Source organism: Burkholderia sp. AU16482 (assembly GCF_002223285.1).
Lineage (GTDB): Bacteria > Pseudomonadota > Gammaproteobacteria > Burkholderiales > Burkholderiaceae > Burkholderia > Burkholderia semiarida.
In genome coordinates this window covers 1,885,353-1,908,009 of the sequence record NZ_NKEY01000006.1, presented here as the reverse complement: position 1 = coordinate 1,908,009, position 22,657 = coordinate 1,885,353, and the positions used below count along the sequence as shown (strand labels likewise).

Sequence of the window (22,657 nt, the reverse complement as noted above, 5' to 3'; positions counted from 1 at the left end):
ATTCCGCGATTCTAGCCAGCGCGGCCCCGGCGCGCGGCAGTTTCCGCGGGCCGCCTCCGTCATGCCGGACGTCCCGCTGCCCGAGCGGCGAGCCGTTCCATTCGAACACCGCTTTTCCCACGATCGCCGATGACGAACCCGACACCCAACATCCTGATCCTGATGGCCGACCAGCTCACGCCGTTCGCGCTGCCCGCGTACGGCAACCGCGTCGCCCGCACGCCGACGCTCGACCGGCTTGCGGCCGAAGGCGTGGTGTTCGACGCCGCGTACTGCGCGAGCCCGCTGTGCGCGCCGTCGCGCTTCTCGCTGCTGACCGGCAAGCTGCCGTCGGGCATCGGCGCCTACGATAACGCCGCCGAATTGCCCGCGCAAACGCTGACGTTCGCGCACTACCTGCGCGCGGGCGGCTACCGGACGATGCTGTCCGGCAAGATGCACTTCTGCGGGCCCGACCAGTTGCACGGCTTCGAGGAGCGCCTCACGACCGACATCTATCCTGCCGATTTCGGCTGGGTGCCCGACTGGGACAGCCCGACCGAGCGGCCGAGCTGGTATCACAACATGAGCTCGGTGCTCGACGCCGGCCCGTGCGTGCGCACGAACCAGCTCGACTTCGACGACGAAGTGACGTTCGCCGCGAAGCAGAAGCTATACGACGTCGCGCGCGAGCGTGCGGCCGGACACGATGCGCGGCCGTTCTGCATGGTCGTGTCGCTCACCCATCCGCACGACCCGTATGCGATCACGCGCGAATACTGGGATCGCTACGACGATGACGAGATCGACATGCCGGCCGTGCGGCTCGATGCGGCCGAAAGCGATCCGCATTCGCAGCGGCTGCGCTTCGTCTGCGAGAACGACCGCACGCCGCCGACGGACGCGCAGATCCGCGCCGCACGCCGCGCGTATTACGGCGCGACGTCCTATGTCGACACGCAGTTCGGCAGCGTGCTGGCCGCGCTCGAGCAATGCGGGTTCGCCGACGACACGATCGTGATCGTCACGTCCGACCACGGCGACATGCTCGGCGAGCGCGGGCTCTGGTACAAGATGACGTTCTTCGAGGGCGGCTGCCGCGTGCCGCTGATCGTGCATGCGCCGGGCCGCTTCGGCGCCGCGCGCGTGCGCGGGCCCGTGTCGCACGTCGATTTGCTGCCGACGCTCGTCGATCTGGCCGGCGCGGCGCCCGCCGGCGGCTGGCCGGACCCGGTCGACGGCGCGAGCCTCGTGCCGCATCTGCACGGCACGCCCGCGCACGACGTCGCGTTCGGCGAATACCTCGCGGAAGGGGCGCTCGCGCCGATCGTGATGATCCGCCGCGGCGACTGGAAATACGTGCATTGCCCGGCCGATCCGGACCAGCTCTACAACCTGTCGGACGACCCGCGCGAGCTCACGAATCTGGCCGGTCGGCCGGAAGCCGCCGACGTGCTCGCCGCGTTCCGTGCGGAGGCCGGGCAGCGCTGGAACCTGCCCGAGCTGGACCGGCAGGTGCGCGCGAGCCAGCGGCGCCGGCGCTTCCATTACGCGGCGACGACGCAGGGCCGCATCCACGCGTGGGACTGGCAGCCGTTTACCGACGCGAGCCAGCGCTACATGCGCAATCACATCGAACTCGACACGCTCGAGGCGATGGCGCGTTTTCCGCGCGTCGGGCGCTGAACGTCCGGCAGTGCGAACATTGACGAACGACGGAGGAAGCGGACGATGAAACGGCAATGCAATGCAGCAATCCGAAGGATCGGCGCGGCGCTCGCCGCCGCCGCGTGCGTGGCGGCGACGCAGCCTGCGACTGCCGCCGATCCGGGCACGTGCGGCGACGTGAAGATGGCGGCGCCCGGCTGGACCGACATCGATGCGACGAACGCGATGGCGGGCGTCGTGCTGAAGGCGCTCGGCTACCGGCAGGCGGTGGCGAACCTGTCGGTGCCGATTACGTACCAGGGTTTGAAGAAAGGCCAGGTCGACGTGTTCCTCGGCAACTGGATGCCCGCGCAGGCGCCGCTCGTGAAGCCGTTCGTCGACGAGAAATCGATCGACGTGCTGCATGCGAACCTGAGCGGCGCGAAATTCACGCTCGCGGTGCCCGACTATGTGGCCGCCGCCGGCGTGCGTACGTTCGCCGATCTCGCGCGCTACGCGGACCGCTTCGACGGCAAGATCTACGGGATCGAGCCCGGTGCGCCCGCGAACCAGAACATCAAGCGGATGCTGTCCGACCACGCGCTCGGGTCCGCGAACTGGTCGCTCGTCGAATCGAGCGAGACGGGCATGCTCACGCAGGTCGAGCGCGCGGTGCGCGACAAGCGCTGGATCGTGTTTCTCGCGTGGGAGCCGCATCTGATGAACACGAAGTTTCATCTGACGTATCTGTCGGGCGGCGACGCGTATTTCGGCCCGAACTACGGCGGTGCGACGGTCAACACGGTCGCGCGTGCCGGGTTCGCCGGCCAGTGCGCGAACCTCGCGCGGCTGTTCCGGCAGATGACGTTCTCCGTCGACGTCGAGAACCGGATGATCGCCGACATGCTCGACAACAAGACGCCGCCCGCGCTCGCGGCGCAGCATGCGCTGAAAGCCGAGCCCGCGCTGGTCGCCGGCTGGCTCGACGGCGTGACGACCGCGGCCGGCGCGCCGGGCCTGCCGGCGGTGCGCGCGGCCCTTGACGGCCGCTGATCGCCTCCCTCCGGGCGGCCGGTTTTCGCCGTGCCGCCTGTCTACGTGTTTTCCCGACCCGTCGCATCGTGACCATTTAGTGTCGCCTTCAGACGGGTGACCCGAAATATGGGTTTGTATTTTTCGCCAATGGCTGCGTTATTGCGGAAAACGAAATACCGAAGCCAGCGGGGCGGTCTGAATTCGAATCCACCGGCGCATCGCGGCACGCGCCGGGACGAGATTCTATCCATCGAATGGTTCAGGGAGGGTGGTCGACAATGAAGCACACGAAAGTTGCCGTAGCCGCCGCGCTTGCATGCGCGGCCTGTATTCCCGCCATCGGACACGCGCAAAGCAGCGTGACGCTGTACGGGATTCTCGACGCCGGTATCACGTACGTGAACAACACGGGCGGCTCGCACGTGGTCAAGTTCGACGACGGCGTCGCGTACGGAAACCGCTTCGGCCTCAAGGGCACCGAAGACCTGGGCGGCGGCCTGAAGGCGGTGTTCGTGCTCGAGAGCGGCTTCCGTCTCGGCAACGGGCAACTCGGCTTCGGCGGCGCGGAATTCGGCCGGCAGGCGTATGTGGGCCTGCAGAACGACTGGGGCACGTTGTCGTTCGGCAACCAGCTCGACATCACGAACGAACTCGTGTCGATCTACAACATCTCGGCCTGGGGCAGCGGTTATGCGATCCACCAGGGGGACTTCGACCGCTTCAACGGCGACCGCCTGCCGAATTCGGTGAAGTTCCTGTCGAACGACATGAGCGGCTTCAAGTTCGGCGCGATGTACTCGTTCGGCAACGTCGCGGGCAACTTCCACCGCAACAGCGCATGGAGCGCGGGCGCGAGCTTCACGAAGGGCGACTTCTCGATCGGCGCCGCGTACACGCGCCTGAACAACCCGAACGGCATCTACGCGTTCGACCCGTACGCGATGATCGGCACGCACACGTTCCTCGGCCAGCAGACCGTCACCGTCGATCCGGCGACCGGCGCACGTACCGACCTGTTCGCTAACACGCCGATGGGGGTCGACAGCCAGGGCACGTTCGGCATCGGCACGAGCTACACGATCGGCAAGCTGACGCTCGATGCCAACTACTCGTACACGACGATCAAGGGCTTCGGCCAGTCGTCGCACATGCAGGTGTACGAAGGCGGCGGCCTGTACCAGTTCACGCCGGCGCTGAGCTTCATCGCGGGCTACCAGCACACGCGCTTCGAAGGCCATCACTGGAACCAGGGCACGGCGGGCCTGCATTACCTGCTGTCGAAGCGCACGGACGTGTACATCTCCGGCGACTACCTGCGCGCGTCGCAGGGCGTCGATGCGGTGATCGGCTACAGCTTCACGCCGTCGACGACGCAGACGCAGGCCGACGTGCGGATCGGGATGCGGCATTCGTTCTGAGCGAGTGGGTGCCGTGTAGTGATGTGACGTCTTCAGCGAGGTCTCTCTTTGGCGCGAACCGTGGTTCGCGCTTTTTTTTGTGCGCGATGCCGCGGCTCGACGGGGCGCGTGGCCGGCGGCCGGCCGGTTTTCGGCGGTTGGCATATCATCGCGGTTTGGCCGCGCCTGCACCGTTGCCGCGCGCACGCATTCGCGTGTGTCGTCGTTTCCCGAACGGCTGCGGTGTGCACCGCCAACCGCCGAGATCCCGATGACCACTCCCGTGCCCGATTCCAGTCCTTTATCCCCGTTACCCGCCAACCTGTTCCGCCACGCACCGTTCCAGCGCTTCTGGGGCACGCGCGTGATGTCGTCGCTGGCTTTCCAGATCCTGTCGGTCGCGATCGGCTGGTACGTGTATGCGCTCACGCACAGTGCGTTCGCGCTCGGCCTCGTCGGCCTCGCGCAGTTCGTGCCGATGTTCGCGCTGACGCTCGTCGTCGGACAGGTGGCCGACCGCTACGACCGCCGGCGCATCGCGACGATCTGCCAGAGCGTCGAAGCACTGGCCGCCGGCGTGTTCCTGCTCGGCGCGCTGCAAGGGTGGCTGGCCGCGCCGGCCGTGTACGCGCTCGCGGCGGTCGTCGGCACGGCCCGCGCGTTCGAGTCGCCGTCGGTGTCGTCGCTGCTGCCGGCCGTCGTGCCGCGCACCGACCTGCCGCGCGCGACCGCGCTGTCGACGTCCGCGAACCAGGCCGCGCAGATCCTCGGGCCCGCGTGCGGCGGGTTGCTCTACGGTGTCGGCGCACCCGTCGCGTTCGGCACGAGCGTCGCGGCCTTCGCGATCGCGGCGGTGCTGAGCGGCACGATTCCGCTGCGCGGCGCGCCGCCCGCCCGCGACCCGGTCACGCTGCGCTCGGTGTTTTCGGGCATCGCGTTCATCCGGCGCGAACCGGCGATTCTCGGCGCGCTGTCGCTCGACCTGTTCGCCGTGCTGTTCGGCGGCGCAACCGCGCTGCTGCCGATCTATGCGCGCGACATCCTGCAGGTCGGCCCGTGGGGGCTCGGCGCATTGCGCGCGGCGCCGGCGGTCGGCGCGCTCGCGGGCACGCTGTGGCTCACGCGCTTCCCGTTGAAGGGGCGGCCGGGCCGGGCGATGTTCGGCGGCGTGATCGCGTTCGGCATCGCGACGATCGTGTTCGGGCTGTCGAGGCATTTCGCGCTGTCGCTCGTCGCGCTGGCGGCACTTGGTGCATCGGATGTCGTGAGCGTCGTCGTGCGGCTGTCGCTCGTGCAACTGCGCACGCCCGACGACATGCTCGGTCGCGTGAGCGCGGTCAATTCGCTGTTCATCGGCACGTCGAACCAGCTCGGCGAATTCGAATCAGGCGTGACGGCGGCATGGTGGGGCGCGCCGGCCGCGATCGTCGTCGGCGGCGTGGCGACGATCGCCGTCGCGTTGGCGTGGATGCGGCTGTTTCCGCAGCTCACGAACATGAAGTCGCTCGAACGCGATGCGTGACGCATGATGCGCGATCCCGTCACGCGTCCTGCGTCACGCGCACGGCCGTGCCGTAGCAGATGACTTCCGTGACGCCCGACCCGATCTCGGTCGAGTCGTAGCGCATCGCGACGATCGCATTCGCACCGAGCTTGCGCGCATCGGCGAGCATCTTGTCGAACGCCTGCTCGCGCGCCTTCTCGCACAGCGACGTATAGAGCGTGATGTTGCCGCCGAAGATCGTCTGCAGCGACGCGCCGAACGAGCCGACGATCGAGCGCGAGCGCACGACGATACCCTGCGCGACGCCGAGCGAGCGGACGGTCGTATGGCCGGGCAGGTCGAACGCGGTCGTGACGCGATCGGGCGACAGGTCGTCGATGGAGCGGGTGGATTCGGTCATGGTGGGCGAGCGTGTAGCGAGTGGTCGAACGACGATTCTAGCCGGACGGAGCAAAGGCCTTCGAACGGGCGCACCCGCGCGGGTGAACGCCCGTTTCGTTGCCGAACGCGAAAGCCGCTCGACGACGAATGCTCAGCGCTTGATCGTCGCGCCCGCCATGCCGCCGAGATCGACCGCATAGGCCAGCGCCAGCTTGCCGAATTTCAGCGCATGGTTCGCCTGTCGATCCGAGTTTTCCAGCGTGTCGTTCACCGTGTGAATGTACGGGCTGTCGTTCTGGTCGGCCTCGAACGGGAACGATGCCGGATACCCCTGCGCGTTCCACGACGCGTGATCCGAGCACGCATAGCCGCATTGCGACGTGCCGATCGCGAGCTCGGGCAGGTAGGTCGCCGCCAGGTTCTTCACGTAGGTGTTCTGCGCCGCGTTCGTGTAGTCGGTGATCAGGTAGATATCCTTCGGATCGCCCTTGTAGTTCGTCATGTCGAGCTGCAGCACGCCGACCACGTTCGTATTCTGCGTGCGGAACTGCTTCGCGATCGCCTTCGAGCCGAGCAGGCCGGCTTCCTCGGCCGCGTACCCGACGAACTTGATCGTCCGTTTCGGCCGGTAGTTGTTCGCGAGCAGCACGCGCAGCGCCTCGGTCAGGCTGGCGATGCCCGACGCATCGTCGTCGGCGCCGGGCGAGCGCGTGTTCTCCGTCGTGCGGCCGACGGTCGAATCGAGGTGGCCGCCGAGCACGACGGTGCCCGCGGCCGGATCGCTGCCGCGGATCGTCAGGATCACGGATTTCTGCGGAAAACCGGTATGCGCGAACTGTTCGACGGTGATGTCGGCGCGCGAGCCGGCCAGCTGCTTCCACTGCAGCGCGAGCCAGTCGGACGCCGCGACGCCGTGCGACGTCGTGTAGTAGCGGTTCGTGAAGCCGGACAGCGACGTGATCGTGCCGACGATGTTGCTCGCCTGCAGTTGCTGGATCCACGTGCCGATCTGCGGCACGTTCGACACAGTGTACGCGGGGGCGGCGGCCTGTTTCGCGAGCGTCGCCGGCAACGGCTGCAGCGCCTGCCGCGCGTCGTCGAACGAATCGTGGACGACGTAGCCGGGCCCGTGGCCGCGCGTGTGGTGGACGGCGTGGGCCAGTTCGCCGAGCCGAGAATCGTCGATCTCGACGACGTGAACGGTTTCGCGGCGCGCGGCGCCGTCGGCCGCCTTGCCGGCATCGACGGTCGTGCTGAACTGCGCGGTTGCGGTCGCATCGATGCGTTGAAGCTGGCGGAACGCGGTGTCGCCGAGCGTGATCCAGACGGGCGTCGCGTGCGCGACGGCGGTCAGCAGCATGCCGCCCAGCGCGGCGCTCAGGCGGGTCGGTGTCAGAGTAGGCATGTTCGATCTCGTGAGGATGGCGATGTCGATGAAGGGAGCGCGCCGCAGGTCGTGCGATGCGCTCCCGCCTGCTGCGGTATTACGACTTCTGCGGAACGGTCACGCCGTACGTGCAGCTCTTGTTGTACGCGTTGCCGATCGCGGTGAGCTGCGCGCTGCTGTAGCCGAGCGCGGATGCGGCGGTCAGCACGGCCTGCGCGGCGGCCTTCTGGTTGGTCGAGCTGTTGGTCATCGACAGCCCCTTCAGGAACGCCTTGTCCATCGCCTGCGCGCCGATCGCGTCGCGCGCGACGAGGTTGCAAGACGCCCAGTACTGGCCGGCCGTGTGGATCTCCGCGCCGCGCGCCTGCGCATAGGTGCGCCCGACGTTCCAGTTGGTCACGCGGCCGGCCCAGAACTCGTTGTGGCCGTCCCAGTTGTAGACCCAGTGATACTGCGCGTCCGACGGGCTCCACTGGTTGAAGTCGCGGCTGTACGCGGCGGCGAGATAGTCGCCGGTGCCTTCGGACAAGCCTTCCTGTTGCGACAGGCCGCCGTTGGTGACCCAGTCGTGGATGCCGTGGCCGAGCTCGTGGATCACGACGTCCGCGTCTTCCGCGTCGTCGACGCCGCCCTGCCCGAAGGTCAGTCGGCCGCTGCTCGACGAGTACGACGAGTTGTCGTCGCCCGATTCGCCGTGCGGGTCGTACTGCACGCCGCCCGTGTACTGGTACGGCAGCGCCTTGACGCCGAGCGTCTGGTTCACGTAACGCAGGAACGTGTCGATGTGGTAGTACACGTTCACCGCCTCGAAATACAGGTTGCCGCGCGTGAATTCGAACGCGGGCGTGGACTGCGACGGGCAGGCCTTGTCGAGCGGCGCGTCGAAATCGACGCATGCCGCGTAGGGGCCCGTCAGCGTGTAGCGCGTGCCCGACTGCGCGACATCCTTCAGCGTCACGCGCACGCGCGCGGCCGTGAGCTGCGTCGAATCGGTGTCGTTGCCGTCCTTGTAGCCCGTGCTGCCGTAGCTGCTCTTCGTCGGTGACAGCGGATCGGGGCGGAACACGAAGCCGGTGCCGTCGGTCGCGTAGAACGCCTTGTCCTCGGCGCGCAGCACTTCGCCGCTGCCCGCGTCGATCAGCAGCTCCCAGTCGCCTTTCGGGCCGTCCTGCGGGCGGCCGCGCACCTTCCATGCCGTATGCGTGCCGGCCTTGTCGACGAACGCGACGAGTTGCGCGTCGAGATGCGTGAAGCCACTCACGCCGAGATACGCGCGGGCGCGCTCGAGCGCCTGCTGCTGGTCGACGGCCTGCGACTTGCGCGTCGTCGCGACCACGCCGTTGATCGTGTTGCTCGCGACGTACAGGATGCGGCCGTCCTTCGCGACGGTCACCGCGATGTCGCTGCCGTACACGGGCAATCCGGCGGCCTGCTGCTGCAGGCGCACGACGGTGAAGTCGGCGTCGTCGCGTTCCGACGTGACGACGAGGCTCGCGAGCGCGGTGGCGTCGAGCCCGAGTTGCGCCGCCTGCGACGCGATGAAGTCGCGCGCGGTGGCGGCGGGCGTCGCGGCGGCCTTCCTGGCGCGATAGGCCGGGTTGTACAGCGTGACGGCGACGCCGTCCGCGCGGAATTGCCCGGTGGCCGTATCGGCCTTCGCGGGCGGCGGCGCGACGCCGCGCGTCAGGCTTTCGCGCAGGCTCGCGGCCTGCGGATTCGACACTTTCGTATCGGCCAGGGTGCCGCCGACGATGCCGAAACCGAGCGCGAGACCCAGGGCGAGCGGCAATGCTTTGCGTGATGTCTGCATACGTGATCCTCATCTCAACGGTTGGACACGCCCGCGCGCTCGTGGCGAGCAGGCACGACACGGCCCGCGCGCCGGTTCGATGGAACCGGTGCGGCGAAGCGGTGCTGGGAGTCTCGACTGACTAAGGAAGCCTAACTGTCAGGTCGAAAATAAGCGGGCAGGCGAAGCGGAGGAGAAGCGAACGGCAGGCAGGTGCGGCGACGGCGAATCGAGCATCGTCATGTCATACCCCTCGGATCGATATCGGATATCGGTTGGCAGCCTGCACGACCCGACGCGCGTGGAGATGACGCACGCGTGTCGTTAGGCTCCCTATCTAACTTTGTTTGGTATGTTACAGAATATTTTCAACGACATTCCAGATTATTTTCGACGACCGCTTCGGTTGGCCGTTCAATCGCCGGCATTGTTGAGCGAACGGCGGGAAACGCTGTCGGAACCCGCAATACCGCGCCGGATTGTAGTCAAAAGCCGCGACGATCAGCGCGTTGCCCGCCGGTCGCTGCGCGGGCTCATCCCGAATCGCGCGCGATAGGTGCGCGAGAAATGCGACGGCGATTCGAAGCCGCACGCGACGCAGACCGAGGTGATGCTCATGTCGGTCTGTTGCAGCAGCTCGCGCGCGCGATCGAGGCGCAGGTTCAGGTAGAAGCGCGTCGGCGTGTCGTTCAGCGTCGCGCTGAACAGCCGTTCGAGCTGACGCCGCGTGATCGACACCTCCCGCGCGAGCGCGTCGGAGCCGAGCGGATTCTCCATGTGCCGCTGCATCGTGCCGATCACCTGGATCAGCTTGCGGTTGTGCACGCCGTAGCGCGCGGCGATCTCGAGCCGCTGGCTGTCCGAGCGCTGCCGGATGCGGCTGACGACGAACTGCTCGGAGATCGCCGCCGCGAGGTCGGCGCCGTGCCGGCGTCCGATCAGGTCGAGCATCATGTCGATCGATGCGGTGCCGCCCGCGCAGGTGATGCGCCGGTCGTCGATCTCGAACAGCTCCTGCGTCGCGTTCAGGCCCGGGTAGCGCTCGCGGAACGCGGCGAGCGCTTCCCAGTGCAGCGTGAGCGATTGCGACGCGTCGAACAGCCCGGCTTCCGCGAGCACGAAGCTGCCCGTATCGATGCCGCCGAGCGTGGCGCCATGCCGGTGCTGGCGGCGCAGCCAGTCGCCGAGCGTACGCGTGTAGCAGACGAGCGGATCGAAGCCGGCGACGACGAACACCGTATCGACCTGCGGGACGTCCGCGCACGCGGCTTCCGCGGCGACCGGAATGCCGTTGCTCGCGGCGACGGGCGCGCCGTCCGCGCTGATCACGTGCCAGCGATAGAGCTCGGTGCGAAAGCGGTTCGCGACGCGCAGCGGCTCGACCGCGGACATGAAGCCGAGCGCGGAGAAGCCGGGCAGCAGCAGGAAGTGGAAGTCCTCGGGCATCGGAGCGTGGGTGGAAGCGGGTGGTCGTCGCGCACCGCGCGACGCGGCGAGCGGGCCGCGCCCGGCGCGCTCGCCGGACGTTCAAGCCCGATTATCGCGGGTTTTGCCGGCGCTCAGCGCGTTTTCGCACGATGCACCGTCCGGCGCACGGTCGTCGACGGCAATTCGCCGAACTGGGCTTTGTACGCGTTCGCGAAATGCCCGAGATGCATGAAGCCCCAGCGCGCGGCCGCCTCGCTGATCGGCAGGTCGGATTGCCGCGGGTCGAGCAGCAGGCGCCGGACCTGCGCGAGGCGCAGCGAGCGCGTGTAGTTGAGCGGGCTCGTCTGGACGACCGACTGAAAGCTGTTCTGCATCGTGCGCCGGCTCACGCGCAATTGCGTGCAGAGGCTCAGGATGTCGACCGGCGCTTCCGGGTGCTCGATCACGTAGTCGTGCACGCGGCGCACGATGTCGGCGTGGCAGGCGTGCGTGAGCCGGTTCGACGGCTCGGGCATCCGGTACGTGAGGAGATCGACGAGCACGTTGCCGACGTCGGCGCGCATCGAGCACTGCGCGCGGGCCGAATCGAACGTGTCGGGCGCCGACAGCACGCGTTCGAGCAGCGTCGCGAGCTGCACGCTCGCGCGTTCGCGTGCGGCGACCGGCACCTCGACGACGCCGCGCCGCAGCGCGCGTGCATCCAGCCGGACGTCGGCGGCATCTTCGATCTGCTGCATCAATTCGGGTTCGATGACCACGCCGATCAGCGACATGTCGTCGGGTGAATGGAGTTCGAACGGTATGCCGCCGCGCGCCATCACGATCGTGCCGCGTTCGAGGCGCGCGTCGCCGAACGCGAAGGTGCCCGAGCCGGTCAGAGGCATGCCGAACACCGTATGGCCGTGCGGCAAACATCCGCGCTGGATGATGCGCACGTTCGCCGCTTCCTGGAACAGCTGGACGCCATCGAGCACCGCGTATTTGACCGCGCTGCGATACGCGCCGGAGCCGATCTGGTCGTAACGCTGATTCCAGCCGCGCAGCGCCTCCGCATGCCGATCTGCGTCGTCGAACCTCTGATGAAACGCGAGCACGGCACCTCCGGCGATCGTTCGGACCGCGCAAGATTAAACCGACCGGGCGGTCGACGCAATACGGGCCAGCGCTATTCCGTGCGCGTGCTTCAGAGGGGCGCAACGCATGCCGCCGCGAGGCTTTCACGCACATTTCCGATATCCCGAATCGGCACGTACGCGTTGCCGGTCCGGGTGCTGGACGCATTTATTGTCGAACTACAGTCGCCTCACACAACGTGAATTCCCCACTGGAGGCGGCATGAGGACAAGGCGACGAACCGCGGCGCTCGCGGCGACGCTGGCATTGGCGGCGGCATGGGCCGGCAGCGCGAACGCGACGGAAAAACCCGAAGAGCTGGCCGTGCGGAAGATGCCGCCGTGGCATCCGCACGAGGTCTATGTCGTCGACATCTCGATGCCGTCGATGACCGACGGGCGCATCCACGTGTACGACGCCGATGCGAAGAAGCTGCTCGGCCAGATCGACGGCGGCTTCGCCCCCGGTTTCGCGATCTCGCCGGACCGCAAGACGAGCTTCGTCGCGACGACTTACTTCTCGCGCGGCTCGCACGGCACGCGCACCGACGTCGTCGAGATGATCGACAACACGACGCTCGATCACGCGGGCGAGATCGTGATTCCGGCGAAGCACGCGCAACACGTGCCGTCGCCGTACAACACCGCGTTCAGCGCGGACGGCAAGCGGCTGTACGTCGCGAACATCACGCCGGCCGCGTCCGTGACGGTGATCGACGCCGTCTCGAAGCAGGTGCTGTCGGAGATCGACATGGCCGCGTGCGTGCTCGCCTATCCGTCGGGTAACGACCGCTTCACCGCGCTGTGCGAAAGCGGCAAGGCGCTGACCGTCACGCTCGACGCGAACGGCAAGGAGGCGAAGCGCACGATGTCGGACGCGTTCATCGACGTCGACAGGGATCCGGCGTTCGTGAACGCGTCGCGGTACGACGGCGGCTATCTGTTCACCACCTACGGCGGCAACGTGCGTAGCGCCGATTTCAGCGGCGACAAGCCGGCGTTCGGCAAGCCGTGGCCGCTGCTGACGGACGCCGAGCGCGCCGCGGGCTGGCGCCCGGGCGGCCTGCAGCAGACGGCCGTGCACGCGAAGCAGCACCGTTACTACGTGCTGATGCACAAGGGCGCCGACGGTTCGCACAAGGATCCCGGCACGCAGGTGTGGGTATACGACCTGAAGACCAAACAGCGCGTCGCGCGCTGGGATCTCGCGCAGATGAAGGTCGAGCCGCTCGTGTCGATTCAGGTCAGCGAAGACGACAAGCCGCTCTTCTACGGGCTGACGGCGACCTCCGACCTCGTCGTGATGGACGCGCGCACCGGCGCGCTGCGGCACGTCGAGAAGCAGGTCGGCAATACGTCGTCGCTGCTCGTCAACCCGTGAGGCCGCGATGACACTCGATCCCGTACTCGCCACCGGCGCGCAGGCCGGCGCGGCCGCCGTCGTGCTGCTCGGCGCCTTCGCGAAGATGCGCCGGCCCGCCGCGTTCCGCCAGGCGCTTGCCGGCTACCGGCTGCTGCCCGATGCGCTGACCGCGCCCGTCGCATTCGCGATTCCGCTCGCGGAAGTGGTCGCCGCCGTGGCGCTGCTGTTTCCCGACACACGCGCGGCCGGCGCGAGCGGCCTGATCGCGCTGCTCGCGGCGTTTGCCGCCGGGCTCGCGATCAATCTGCTGCGCGGCCGCACCGACATCGACTGCGGCTGTTCCGGCTTCACGGCCGCGCGTGCGGACGCACCGCGCGGCATCGGCTGGCTGCATGTCGGCCGCGTGCTGCTGCTCGTCGCGCTGGCCGCGACCGCCTTCGTCGAGCCGGGCGTGCGCGCCATCGTGTGGCTCGACTACCTGACGCTGTTCTTCTCCGTGCTGCTGATCGTCTGCGCGCTGCTCACCGTCGACGTGCTGCTCGCCAACGTCCCGCGCCTTTCTCATCTGAGGAATTCATGATGCAAACCGCTCTCACCGTTTCCACCGCCCTGTTGTGGGTGGCCGTCCTCGCGCTCGGCGCGATCTGCCTCGCGCTGGTGCGCCAGATCGGCATCCTGTACGAACGCATCATGCCGGCCGGCGCGCTGATGATCGACAAGGGGCCGGCGGTCGGCGCGATCGCGCCGACGTTCGAACTGGCCGACATCCGCGGGTCGCACGTGAAGGTCGGCGGCATCGATGCAGCGGGCAAGGCCACGCTGCTGTTCTTCCTGTCGCCGACGTGCCCGGTCTGCAAGAAGCTGCTGCCGCTGCTGCCGTCGCTGCAGGCCAGCGAGGCGACGCCGGTGAACATCGTGCTCGCGAGCGACGGCGATGCCGACGAACACACGCGCTTCGCGCGAAAGCACGACCTCGGGCGCTTCCCGTACGTGCTGTCGCGGGAGCTCGGCCTCGCTTATCAGATCGGCAAGCTGCCGTATGCGGTCCTGCTCGACGAAACGGGCACCGTGCGCGCGAAGGGGCTCGTCAACACGCGCGAGCATCTCGAGAGCCTGTTCGAGGCGAAGGAGCGCGGCGTCGCGTCGTTGCAGCAGTTCGTGCACGGCGATCACGGCCACGATGCCCACGACGCGCACGCGCAGCACGCATGACCGGCCGAACCTTTTTCAACGTCATTGGAGAACGACGACATGGGCGTGTTTGATTCATGGTTCGAGCGGTCGGCGCGCGGCGTCGCGCAGCACAGCTCGCGGCGCGGCGCGATGGCGAAGCTCGGCAAGGTGCTGGTGGGGTCGGCGCTGTTGCCGCTGCTGCCCGTCGACCGTACCGCGTATGCGGCCGAGGCGGCGTCGGGGGCGTCAGGCGCATCCGGTGCCGCCGCGGCGGGCGCGAGCGACGACCCGACGAGCTGCGACTACTGGAAATACTGCGCGATCGACGGCTGGCTCTGCAGCTGCTGCGGCGGCACGTCGAGCAGTTGTCCGCCGGGCACGACGCCTTCTCCGATCACGTGGATCGGCACCTGCCGCAATCCGCACGATGGTTCGGACTACATCGTGTCGTACAACGACTGCTGCGGCAAGACCTCGTGCGGCAAATGCTTCTGCAACCGCAACGAGCGCGAGAAGCCGCTGTACAAGCTGTCGCTGAACAACGACATCAACTGGTGCATGGCGAACGGTAATTCGAATTACCACTGTTCGGTTTCGGTTCTGCTGGGAGCGGCAAAGCAATGAAAGTGAAGCAGGCAGGAAAGATCGTCGTGGCGTGGATGACGGCCGTGGCGGCCTTCGCGTGGCCCGCCGCGGCGGGCGCACAGGCAACCGTCCATTACCCGGCCGGGAAAAGCCTGTTCGACGCGCAGTGCGTGGTGTGTCACCAGGCGGGCGGGAAAGGGCAGGACGGCCTCGCGCCGCCGCTGACCGAGTATCCGGGCAAATACGCGGCGGTGGAAGCGGGGCGGGCGCAACTGATCGCGACGCTGCTGCACGGGATGTTCGGCGAGATCGACGTGCATGGCAAGCGCTACAACTTCAAGATGCCGTCGTTCGCGAGCGCGAGCGACGACGACATCGCGCACGTGCTCAACTACGTCGTGTTCGACCTCAACGCGCAGCACGGCGACGCGAAGCCGTTCACGGCCGCCGATATCCGCGCGGCGCGCGCGAAGCCGATGGACGGCGCGGCCGTGCATGCGCAGCGCGCGGCGGTGATCAAGGGGCTCGGCCTGTGAACGGCGTTCGCGCGCCGGCACGCGGCAGGCGGTGCGCGTTGGCGTCGCGGCTCGGCGGCATGTCGCATCGCCTGTCGTCCTGGCTGCTGCTGGCGGGCGCGGCGGCTTGCGCGTTCGCGACGCCCGCACGGGCCGACGGCGCGGCCGATGCCGCGCTCGCGCGGCAGCACTGGGTGCTCAACTGCATGGGTTGCCACACGGCCACGGGTGGCGGCATTCCCGGCAAGGTGCCGCCGCTCGCGAATTCGCTCGGCTATTTCACGCACCTGCCGGCCGGGCGCGAGTACGTGATGCGCGTGCCCGGCGCGTCGAACTCGGCGCTGTCGGATCGGGAACTGGCCGACGTGCTCAACTGGGTGCTGACGACGATGAACCGCGATGCGCTGCCGCGCGACTTCAAGCCGTATACGGCTGCCGAAGTCGCCGCGCACCGCCGTCCCGCATTGTCCGACGTCGCGACCGTGCGCGCCGGCCTCGTTCGCGCGTTGCAGGCGCGCGGGATCGACGGCGTCACGGATCGCTATTGACCGACTCATTCAACGATTCAAGGAAACGTGAACATGGAGACGAACCAAACCTTTGCGCTGCTCGACGCAACGCGCGCGTTTCTCGCGAAGCCGAAGAAGATGCTGATCGGCGCCGAATGGTGCGATGCCATGTCGGGCCGCGAACTCGATGTGGTGAATCCGGCCGACGGCACCGTGATCGCACGGGTGCCCGAAGCCGACGAGCGCGACGTGCAGCAGGCGGTCGCTGCCGCGCGCCGCGCCTTCGATGCGGGCCCGTGGCGCAGCGCGAAGACCACCGACCGCGAGCGCCTGATGCTCGTGCTCGCCGACCTGATCGAAACCCACGCGCGCGAGCTTGCCGTGATCGAATCGCTCGACAACGGCAAGCCGGTGATGGTCGCGCAGGGGCTCGACGTCGCGATGGCCGCGCAATGCTTCCGCTACATGGCCGGCTGGGCGACGAAGATCGAAGGCAGCGTGATCGATGCCGGCATGCCGTACCTGCCGGACAGCGAGATCTTCGCCTATACGCGCAAGGAGCCCGTCGGCGTGGTCGGCGCGATCATTCCGTGGAATTTCCCGCTGCTGATGGCCGCATGGAAAATCGCGCCGGCGCTGGCGACCGGCTGCACCGTCGTGCTGAAGCCCGCCGAGGACACGCCGCTGAGCGCATTGCGGCTGGGCGAGCTGATCCAGGCGGCCGGGTTCCCGGACGGCGTCGTCAATATCGTCACCGGCTACGGTCACACGGCCGGCGCGGCGCTGTCGCGCGATCCGCGCATCGACAAGATCGCGTTCACCGGATCGACGCAGACGGGCAAGACGATCGGCCACGCGGCGCTCGACAACATGACGCGGATGTCGCTGGAACTCGGCGGCAAGTCGCCGGTGATCGTGCTGCCCGACGTCGATCTCGACAAGGCCGCGCGGGGCGTCGCGAACGCGATCTTCTTCAATCAGGGGCAGGTGTGCACGGCCGGGTCGCGCGCGTACATCCACTCGAAAGTGTTCGACGGCGTGATCGAGCGCGTCGCGAAGATCGCCGCGAGCCTGAAGATCGGCCCGGGGATGGACCCGGCCACGCAGGTCGGCCCGCTCGTGTCGGCGAAGCAGCGCGAGCGCGTATGCGGTTACATCGACTCGGGGTTCGGCGAGGGTGCGCGCGCGGCGGCGGGCGGCCGCGCGATCGAGGGCCCCGGCTTCTTCGTCGAACCGACGGTGCTGGTCGATACGACGCATGCGATGCGCGTGGTGCGCGAGGAGATTTTCGGGCCGGTGCTCGTCGCGATGCCGTTCGACGACGCCGACACGGCCGTACGGCTCGCGAACGACACCCCGTATGGCCTCGGCGCGAGCATCTGGTCGAACGATCTTGCGGCGATCCACAAGCTGATTCCGCGTATTGCGGCCGGCACTGTGTGGGTCAACTGCCACTCGCTGCTCGACAACGCGTTGCCGTTCGGCGGGATGAAGCAGTCGGGCTTCGGCCGCGAACTCGGCCGCGCGGTGATCGATCAGTACACGGAAAGCAAGTCGGTGATGATGAACTACGCGTGAGCGTCGCGGCGAATGCGTGCGTTTCCGGCGCATCGGAAACGCAAGCGCGGCCGTCACGCGCGGATCAGCCCCCCCGACGATGACGCACGCCGCGCCGGCGACGCGGATCGTGCTCGCCGAATGCCGCGCGATGCCAGGTATGCCGATCAGACGTTGTATCCCGCGTCGCGCATCAACTGGCGTGCCGCATCGCCGCGCGGGGCCTCCTCATCGAATCGCGCGCGAAGCTTCGCATCCGCGCCGTGCATCACGCCGCGGTACATGGGCGCGATGAGGGCGACAAGGGCGACGACGAAGAAAGCGGCAAGCATCATGGTGTTCCTTGGCGGAAAGATCGAAGACTGACGTCGCGACGGGCGGCCGTGTCCGTCTGCATTCGTTCCGGCGACGCGCGACGTCCGGGCCCGGTGCGGCACGGCAACGGGGCGAGCCGCGCGCGAACGCCCGGCGACTGCCAGCATAGGGCCGGCCCATGGCATCCGGCAACGCGTCGGAAATCCGTCAGCAACACCGTGACGGAATCGAAAGGTGCGCGCCGCATCCGGGCAATCCGGCGGATCTCCATAAAAACCCCAAACCCCCGTCCGTCAAGCCTCGGACGAAACCTAGTGGTTTCCACTCATAGTCGCAAACAGGCAAGAACAGGTCGCCGCCGGTCTTCTCGCGGCGAATATGGCTCGTTACTTTTACTCCCACGATGCAGGCCGGCGCACACTTCGCGCACCGGCTGCCGCGAGACCAACCGGGAGGAATCGAACCATGAAGTCGACGAAGATCGCCGCGCTTGCCGCGGCCGTGCTGGCGACGGGCGCGTTCACGCAGGCCGCGCTGGCCGAGACGGAGGCCGCGACCTGCCGCACCGTGCGTTTCGCGGATATCGGCTGGACCGACATCACGTCGACCACCGCGCTCGCGTCGACCGTGTTCGAGGCGCTCGGCTACAAGCCGACCACGACGATCGCATCGGTGCCGATCTCGTTCGCCGGCCTCAAGAGCAAGCAGCTCGACGTGTCGCTCGGCTATTGGTGGCCCGTGCAACAGAAGCAGTTGCAACCGTTCCTCGACAGCAAATCGATCAACGTCGTCGAGCCGCCGAACCTGTCCGGCGCGAAGGCGACGCTCGCGGTGCCGAGCTACGCGTACCAGGCCGGCCTGAAGACCTTCGACGACATCGCGAAACACCGCGCGGAACTCGACGGCAAGATCTACGGGATCGAGCCGGGCAGCAGCGCGAACGCAACGATCCAGAAGATGATCGACACGAACCAGTACGGGCTCGGCGGCTTCAAGCTCGTCGAATCGAGCGAGGCCGGGATGCTCGTGACGGTCGAGCGCGCGATTCGCGAGAAGAAGTGGGTCGTGTTCCTCGGCTGGGAGCCGCACCCGATGAACATTCAGCTCAGCATGAATTACCTGTCGGGCGGCGACGCGGCGTTCGGGCCGAACTACGGCGAGGCGCGCGTGTACACGCTCACCGCGCCCGACTTCATCGCGCGCTGCCCGAACGCGGGCAAGCTCGTGACGAACCTGCGCTTCTCGACGCAGCTCGAGAACCAGCTGATGCAGTCGGTGATGAACAAGACCAAGCCGGCCGAGGCCGCGAAGGCGTACCTGAAGAAGAACCCGCAGGTGCTCGATCCGTGGCTCGCGGGCGTCAAGACGTTCGACGGCAAGGACGGCCTGCCAGCCGTGAAGGCGTATCTCGGCCTGTGATGGCCGGCGCCCGCGCGCTACCCGCAATGCGACACAACCCGAATCAAGCGAGGCATCCAGCATGAATCACGAAGTCATCATCACCTGCGCCGTCACCGGCGCGGGCGATACGGTCGGCAAGCATCCGGCCATTCCCGTCACGCCGAAGGAGATCGCGGCCGCCGCGATCGAAGCCGCGAAGGCCGGCGCGACGGTCGCCCACTGCCACGTGCGCGATCCGCTAACGGGGCGCGGCAGCCGCGACCCGAACCTGTATCGCGAGGTGGTCGACCGCATCCGCTCGGCCGACGTCGACGTGATCATCAACCTGACAGCTGGCATGGGCGGCGATCTCGAGATCGGCCCCGGCGAGGACCCGATGCGCTTCGGCAAGGGCACCGATCTCGTCGGCGGCCTCACGCGTCTCGCGCACGTCGAGGAACTGTTGCCCGAGATCTGCACGCTCGATTGCGGCACGCTGAATTTCGGCGACGGCGATTACATCTACGTATCGACGCCCGCGCAGTTGCGCGCCGGCGCGAAGCGCATCCAGGAGCTCGGCGTGAAGCCGGAGCTGGAAATCTTCGATACGGGCCATCTGTGGTTCGCGAAGCAGTTGCTGAAGGAAGGGCTGCTCGACGATCCGCCGCTGTTCCAGTTGTGCCTCGGCATTCCGTGGGGCGCGCCGGCCGACACCGGCACGATGAAGGCGATGGTCGACAACCTGCCGCCGGGCGCGCACTGGGCCGGCTTCGGAATCGGCCGCATGCAGATGCCGATGGTCGCGCAGGCGATGCTGCTCGGCGGCCACGTACGCGTGGGCCTCGAAGACAACATCTGGCTCGACCGCGGCGTGCATGCGACCAACGGCACGCTCGTCGAGCGCGCGCGCGAAATCATCGAACGGCTCGGCGGGCGCGTGCTGACGCCGGCCGAAGGCCGCCGCAAGCTCGGCCTGCCGGCGCGCGGCGAGCGTCCGCTCGAACGCCGCGCGATCGCCGAATTCGCGTGAGCGTTTTCACCCACTGACCGGCATGACACGGCGGCGTGCGTCCACGCGCGGCCGCCATCGATTTCCCCTGATTCGAAGGATGCGTTGACATGGCTGTGAAGACCGACATCAAGACGTTCGCCGCGATCGGCACCGGCGTCATCGGCAGCGGATGGATTTGCCGTGCGCTCGCGCACGGCCTCGACGTGGTCGTGTGGGACCCGGCGCCCGGCGCCGAAGCACGGCTGCGCGCGAACGTCGCGAACGCGTGGCCCGCGCTCGAGCGCGTCGGCCTCGCGCCGGGCGCCGATCCGGCGCGGCTGCAGTTCGTGTCGACGATCGAAGCGTGCGTCGCCGATGCGGATTTCATCCAGGAAAGCGCGCCCGAGCGCGAGGCGCTGAAGCTCGAACTGCACGAGCAGATCAGCCGCGCGGCGAAGCCGGACGCGATCATCGCGTCGTCGACGTCGGGGCTGCTGCCGACCGACTTCTATGCGCGTGCGACGCATCCGGAGCGCTGCGTGGTCGGCCACCCGTTCAATCCGGTCTACCTGCTGCCGCTCGTCGAGGTGCTCGGCGGCGCGCGCACGTCGCCGGAAGCGGTCGAAGCCGCGATGGAGATCTACCGCAAGCTCGGCATGCGGCCGCTGCACGTGCGCAAGGAAGTGCCGGGCTTCATCGCGGATCGTTTGCTCGAAGCGTTGTGGCGCGAGGCGCTGCATCTCGTCAACGAAGGCGTCGCGACGACCGGCGAGATCGACGACGCAATCCGTTTCGGCGCGGGTATCCGCTGGTCGTTCATGGGCACGTTCCTGACCTATACGCTCGCCGGCGGCGACGCGGGCATGCGACACTTCATGCAGCAGTTCGGCCCCGCGCTCGAACTGCCATGGACGAAGCTGGTCGCGCCGAAGCTCACCGACGCGCTGATCGACAGCGTCGTCGAAGGCACGACCGAACAGCAGGGCGCGCGCAGCATCAAGGAACTCGAACGCTATCGCGACGAGTGCATCACCGAGGTGCTGAAGGCGATCGCCGCGGTGAAGGCGCGGCACGGGATGCGATTCGAGGAATAAAGGACTGGCGATGACGGGCGATACCCCGCTGACGATTTACCGCGACGTGGTGCGGCCCGAATGGGTCGACTACAACGGCCACCTGCGCGATGCGTTCTACCTGCTGATCTTCAGCTTCGCGACCGATGCGTTGCTGGATCGCATCGGCCTCGACGACGCCGCGCGTCGCACGCGGGGCCGCTCGGTCTACACGCTCGAAGCGCACGTGAACTACCTGCACGAGATCAAGGAAGGCACGCCGGTGCGCGTCGATGCGCGCGTGCTCGCGCACGACGCGAAGCGGCTGCACCTGTATCTCGAACTGTTCGCGCAAGGGCATGACGACGCGGTATCGGCGAGCGAGCAGATGCTGCTGCACGTCGATACGCGCGACGGCGCGAAGTCCGCGCCGTTCGACGACGACGTGGCCGCGCGCGTGGCTGAACTGCATGCATTGCAGCGCGATCGCGCGGCGCCCGCTTACGCCGGCCGTGTGATTGCGCTGCCGCCGCGCCGCTAGCGGCGTGCTTCACCGTTCGATCTTCGACCTTCCACTTCCACCGCGGAGCGCACACGATGCTCGAACCGGAAATCGCGGCGTTCGTCGCGGCCGTCGACGCGTGGTATCCGGCCGATGCGGCGGCGCGCCCGCCCGGCGAGCAGCGCCGCCTCTACGACCGCTTCGCGGCCGAATGGACGCCGGCCGCGCTGCCGGCCGGCATCGTGCAGCAGAACGCCGAGTGGCACGCGCCGGACGGCCGCACGATCGCGCTGCGGCGCTATACGTGCGTGCACGGCGCGCCGCGCGGCACGGTGCTGTTTTTTCATGGCGGCGGTTTCGTCGTCGGCTCGCTCGACAGCCATGCGTTGATCACCGCGCAACTGGCGGCCGATACCGGCCTCGACGTGATCGCGGTCGACTATCGGCTGGCGCCCGAACACCGTGCGCCGGCCGCGCTTGAAGATTGCCTGGCCGTCACGCGTGCCGCACGCGATGCACGCTGGCCGTTCGGGCGCTGCGTGCATCCGCTGACGCTCGCGGGCGACAGCGCGGGCGGGATGCTCGCGGCGGCGGTGGCGACCGCGCTGCGCGATGCGGGCGAAAGCGGCGTGGACGGCATCGCGCTCGTCTATCCGATGCTCGGCTTCGAACCGCAATCGCCCGCGCGCGAAGCCGAAGCGCACGCGCCGATGCTGACGCTCGACGACGTGCACCGCTATCGTGAGCTGTACTGGAGCGGCAGCCTTCGCGACGTGCTGCGCGACGGCGATCCGCTGCTGCGTGCGTCGGTGCCGCTCGAAGCCACTCGCTTCGACGGGCTGCCGCCGGTGCTGGCGATCGGCGCGGAGCATGATCCGCTGCGCGACGATGCGCGCGTGTACGTCGAGCGGATTCGCGCGGCCGGCGGCGTCGCGCACTACTGGATGGGAGAGGGGCTGGTGCACGGCTGCTGGCGCGCGCTCGGGACGAGCCCGCAGGCCGCACGGATGCACCGGACGGTCGGCGGGTTCTTGCTCGCACCATACGCGTAGCGGG

The 22,657-nt window shown here is 68.0% G+C and carries 22 protein-coding genes; 16 read left to right on the top strand and 6 right to left on the bottom strand.

The features are described 5' to 3' along the window. Positions 1 to 129: 129 nt before the first annotated feature. The 4 genes from betC (at position 130) to CFB35_RS25830 (ending at position 5,580) form a co-directional block, all read left to right on the top strand. Positions 130 to 1,665, top strand: a complete 1,536-nt coding sequence (gene betC, locus CFB35_RS25845) for a choline-sulfatase (RefSeq protein ID WP_059584376.1) — start codon at positions 130 to 132, stop codon at positions 1,663 to 1,665. A gap of 45 nt (positions 1,666 to 1,710) precedes the next feature. After that, entirely contained in the window at positions 1,711 to 2,679 is a 969-nt protein-coding gene (choX, locus tag CFB35_RS25840) for a choline ABC transporter substrate-binding protein (RefSeq protein ID WP_059584378.1), read from the top strand. Between the two features lie 260 nt (positions 2,680 to 2,939). Next, positions 2,940 to 4,079, top strand: a complete 1,140-nt coding sequence (locus CFB35_RS25835; RefSeq protein WP_059584379.1) for a porin — start codon at positions 2,940 to 2,942, stop codon at positions 4,077 to 4,079. Positions 4,080 to 4,329: 250 nt separating this feature from the next. Then, entirely contained in the window at positions 4,330 to 5,580 is a 1,251-nt protein-coding gene (locus tag CFB35_RS25830; RefSeq protein ID WP_059584380.1) for an MFS transporter, read from the top strand. 19 nt (positions 5,581 to 5,599) lie between these two features. Here the strand turns inward: CFB35_RS25830 and CFB35_RS25825 are convergent, their stop codons facing one another. From CFB35_RS25825 to CFB35_RS25805, 5 genes are all read right to left on the bottom strand, one after another. Further along, positions 5,600 to 5,962, bottom strand: a complete 363-nt coding sequence (locus CFB35_RS25825; RefSeq protein WP_059584382.1) for a YbjQ family protein — start codon at positions 5,960 to 5,962, stop codon at positions 5,600 to 5,602. 132 nt (positions 5,963 to 6,094) lie between these two features. Further along, entirely contained in the window at positions 6,095 to 7,348 is a 1,254-nt protein-coding gene (locus tag CFB35_RS25820) for a M20/M25/M40 family metallo-hydrolase (RefSeq protein ID WP_059584384.1), read from the bottom strand. Positions 7,349 to 7,427: 79 nt separating this feature from the next. Further along, positions 7,428 to 9,140 carry a M36 family metallopeptidase gene (locus tag CFB35_RS25815; protein WP_059584385.1) on the bottom strand — a complete coding sequence of 571 codons (1,713 nt, stop codon included), beginning with the start codon at positions 9,138 to 9,140 and terminating at the stop codon, positions 7,428 to 7,430. A gap of 480 nt (positions 9,141 to 9,620) precedes the next feature. Next, complete coding sequence (locus tag CFB35_RS25810) at positions 9,621 to 10,565, bottom strand: GlxA family transcriptional regulator (protein WP_059584387.1); 945 nt, start codon at positions 10,563 to 10,565, stop codon at positions 9,621 to 9,623. Positions 10,566 to 10,678: 113 nt separating this feature from the next. Next, positions 10,679 to 11,641 carry a helix-turn-helix domain-containing protein gene (locus tag CFB35_RS25805; protein WP_059584388.1) on the bottom strand — a complete coding sequence of 321 codons (963 nt, stop codon included), beginning with the start codon at positions 11,639 to 11,641 and terminating at the stop codon, positions 10,679 to 10,681. 241 nt (positions 11,642 to 11,882) lie between these two features. Here CFB35_RS25805 and CFB35_RS25800 point away from each other — a divergent pair, with 241 nt between their 5' ends. The 7 genes from CFB35_RS25800 to CFB35_RS25770 are packed head-to-tail and all read left to right on the top strand — an operon-like array spanning position 11,883 to position 17,382. Further along, positions 11,883 to 13,040: an amine dehydrogenase large subunit gene (locus tag CFB35_RS25800; RefSeq protein ID WP_059584390.1), complete on the top strand. Its 1,158-nt coding sequence runs from the start codon at positions 11,883 to 11,885 to the stop codon at positions 13,038 to 13,040. A 7-nt stretch (positions 13,041 to 13,047) separates the two neighbouring features. Further along, positions 13,048 to 13,602, top strand: coding sequence for a MauE/DoxX family redox-associated membrane protein (locus CFB35_RS25795; RefSeq protein WP_059584391.1), 555 nt, complete (start codon positions 13,048 to 13,050; stop codon positions 13,600 to 13,602). Beyond that, positions 13,599 to 14,234, top strand: a complete 636-nt coding sequence (gene mauD / locus CFB35_RS25790; protein ID WP_059584393.1) for a methylamine dehydrogenase accessory protein MauD — start codon at positions 13,599 to 13,601, stop codon at positions 14,232 to 14,234. Before CFB35_RS25795 ends, mauD begins: the two co-directional genes overlap by 4 nt. A 39-nt stretch (positions 14,235 to 14,273) precedes the next feature. Continuing rightward, positions 14,274 to 14,819: a methylamine dehydrogenase light chain gene (locus CFB35_RS25785; RefSeq protein ID WP_059584394.1), complete on the top strand. Its 546-nt coding sequence runs from the start codon at positions 14,274 to 14,276 to the stop codon at positions 14,817 to 14,819. After that, positions 14,816 to 15,316 carry a cytochrome c gene (locus CFB35_RS25780; protein ID WP_059584396.1) on the top strand — a complete coding sequence of 167 codons (501 nt, stop codon included), beginning with the start codon at positions 14,816 to 14,818 and terminating at the stop codon, positions 15,314 to 15,316. Before CFB35_RS25785 ends, CFB35_RS25780 begins: the two co-directional genes overlap by 4 nt. A gap of 59 nt (positions 15,317 to 15,375) precedes the next feature. Further along, entirely contained in the window at positions 15,376 to 15,843 is a 468-nt protein-coding gene (locus CFB35_RS25775; RefSeq protein ID WP_226094018.1) for a cytochrome c, read from the top strand. Positions 15,844 to 15,876: 33 nt separating this feature from the next. Next, complete coding sequence (locus CFB35_RS25770; protein ID WP_089465732.1) at positions 15,877 to 17,382, top strand: aldehyde dehydrogenase family protein; 1,506 nt, start codon at positions 15,877 to 15,879, stop codon at positions 17,380 to 17,382. 146 nt (positions 17,383 to 17,528) lie between these two features. Here the strand turns inward: CFB35_RS25770 and CFB35_RS35110 are convergent, their stop codons facing one another. After that, on the bottom strand, positions 17,529 to 17,696 hold the full coding sequence (locus CFB35_RS35110) for a hypothetical protein (protein WP_155634553.1): 168 nt from the start codon (positions 17,694 to 17,696) through the stop codon (positions 17,529 to 17,531). Positions 17,697 to 18,141: 445 nt separating this feature from the next. Here CFB35_RS35110 and CFB35_RS25765 point away from each other — a divergent pair, with 445 nt between their 5' ends. From CFB35_RS25765 to CFB35_RS25745, 5 genes are all read left to right on the top strand, one after another. Next, complete coding sequence (locus CFB35_RS25765) at positions 18,142 to 19,095, top strand: choline ABC transporter substrate-binding protein (protein WP_059584400.1); 954 nt, start codon at positions 18,142 to 18,144, stop codon at positions 19,093 to 19,095. Between the two features lie 61 nt (positions 19,096 to 19,156). Beyond that, on the top strand, positions 19,157 to 20,086 hold the full coding sequence (locus tag CFB35_RS25760) for a 3-keto-5-aminohexanoate cleavage protein (protein ID WP_059584402.1): 930 nt from the start codon (positions 19,157 to 19,159) through the stop codon (positions 20,084 to 20,086). Between the two features lie 89 nt (positions 20,087 to 20,175). Beyond that, positions 20,176 to 21,141, top strand: a complete 966-nt coding sequence (locus CFB35_RS25755) for an L-carnitine dehydrogenase (RefSeq protein ID WP_059584403.1) — start codon at positions 20,176 to 20,178, stop codon at positions 21,139 to 21,141. Between the two features lie 10 nt (positions 21,142 to 21,151). Then, positions 21,152 to 21,640 carry a thioesterase family protein gene (locus tag CFB35_RS25750; RefSeq protein WP_059584405.1) on the top strand — a complete coding sequence of 163 codons (489 nt, stop codon included), beginning with the start codon at positions 21,152 to 21,154 and terminating at the stop codon, positions 21,638 to 21,640. 56 nt (positions 21,641 to 21,696) lie between these two features. Further along, the gene (locus CFB35_RS25745) at positions 21,697 to 22,653 is read left to right on the top strand and encodes an alpha/beta hydrolase (protein ID WP_059584407.1); all 957 of its coding nucleotides are present in this window, start codon (positions 21,697 to 21,699) and stop codon (positions 22,651 to 22,653) included. Positions 22,654 to 22,657 lie beyond the last annotated feature (4 nt).

Excerpts from the sequence above, each read along its gene's own strand:
- betC (WP_059584376.1), top strand. The coding sequence starts at position 130 with ATGACGAACCCGACACCCAACATCCTGATCCTGATGGCCGACCAGCTC.
- choX (WP_059584378.1), top strand. The coding sequence starts at position 1,711 with ATGAAACGGCAATGCAATGCAGCAATCCGAAGGATCGGCGCGGCGCTC.
- CFB35_RS25835 (WP_059584379.1), top strand. The coding sequence starts at position 2,940 with ATGAAGCACACGAAAGTTGCCGTAGCCGCCGCGCTTGCATGCGCGGCC.
- CFB35_RS25830 (WP_059584380.1), top strand. The coding sequence starts at position 4,330 with ATGACCACTCCCGTGCCCGATTCCAGTCCTTTATCCCCGTTACCCGCC.
- CFB35_RS25825 (WP_059584382.1), bottom strand. The coding sequence starts at position 5,962 with ATGACCGAATCCACCCGCTCCATCGACGACCTGTCGCCCGATCGCGTC.
- CFB35_RS25820 (WP_059584384.1), bottom strand. The coding sequence starts at position 7,348 with ATGCCTACTCTGACACCGACCCGCCTGAGCGCCGCGCTGGGCGGCATG.
- CFB35_RS25815 (WP_059584385.1), bottom strand. The coding sequence starts at position 9,140 with ATGCAGACATCACGCAAAGCATTGCCGCTCGCCCTGGGTCTCGCGCTC.
- CFB35_RS25810 (WP_059584387.1), bottom strand. The coding sequence starts at position 10,565 with ATGCCCGAGGACTTCCACTTCCTGCTGCTGCCCGGCTTCTCCGCGCTC.
- CFB35_RS25800 (WP_059584390.1), top strand. The coding sequence starts at position 11,883 with ATGAGGACAAGGCGACGAACCGCGGCGCTCGCGGCGACGCTGGCATTG.
- CFB35_RS25795 (WP_059584391.1), top strand. The coding sequence starts at position 13,048 with ATGACACTCGATCCCGTACTCGCCACCGGCGCGCAGGCCGGCGCGGCC.
- mauD (WP_059584393.1), top strand. The coding sequence starts at position 13,599 with ATGATGCAAACCGCTCTCACCGTTTCCACCGCCCTGTTGTGGGTGGCC.
- CFB35_RS25785 (WP_059584394.1), top strand. The coding sequence starts at position 14,274 with ATGGGCGTGTTTGATTCATGGTTCGAGCGGTCGGCGCGCGGCGTCGCG.
- CFB35_RS25780 (WP_059584396.1), top strand. The coding sequence starts at position 14,816 with ATGAAAGTGAAGCAGGCAGGAAAGATCGTCGTGGCGTGGATGACGGCC.
- CFB35_RS25775 (WP_226094018.1), top strand. The coding sequence starts at position 15,376 with ATGTCGCATCGCCTGTCGTCCTGGCTGCTGCTGGCGGGCGCGGCGGCT.
- CFB35_RS25770 (WP_089465732.1), top strand. The coding sequence starts at position 15,877 with ATGGAGACGAACCAAACCTTTGCGCTGCTCGACGCAACGCGCGCGTTT.
- CFB35_RS35110 (WP_155634553.1), bottom strand. The coding sequence starts at position 17,696 with ATGATGCTTGCCGCTTTCTTCGTCGTCGCCCTTGTCGCCCTCATCGCG.
- CFB35_RS25765 (WP_059584400.1), top strand. The coding sequence starts at position 18,142 with ATGAAGTCGACGAAGATCGCCGCGCTTGCCGCGGCCGTGCTGGCGACG.
- CFB35_RS25760 (WP_059584402.1), top strand. The coding sequence starts at position 19,157 with ATGAATCACGAAGTCATCATCACCTGCGCCGTCACCGGCGCGGGCGAT.
- CFB35_RS25755 (WP_059584403.1), top strand. The coding sequence starts at position 20,176 with ATGGCTGTGAAGACCGACATCAAGACGTTCGCCGCGATCGGCACCGGC.
- CFB35_RS25750 (WP_059584405.1), top strand. The coding sequence starts at position 21,152 with ATGACGGGCGATACCCCGCTGACGATTTACCGCGACGTGGTGCGGCCC.
- CFB35_RS25745 (WP_059584407.1), top strand. The coding sequence starts at position 21,697 with ATGCTCGAACCGGAAATCGCGGCGTTCGTCGCGGCCGTCGACGCGTGG.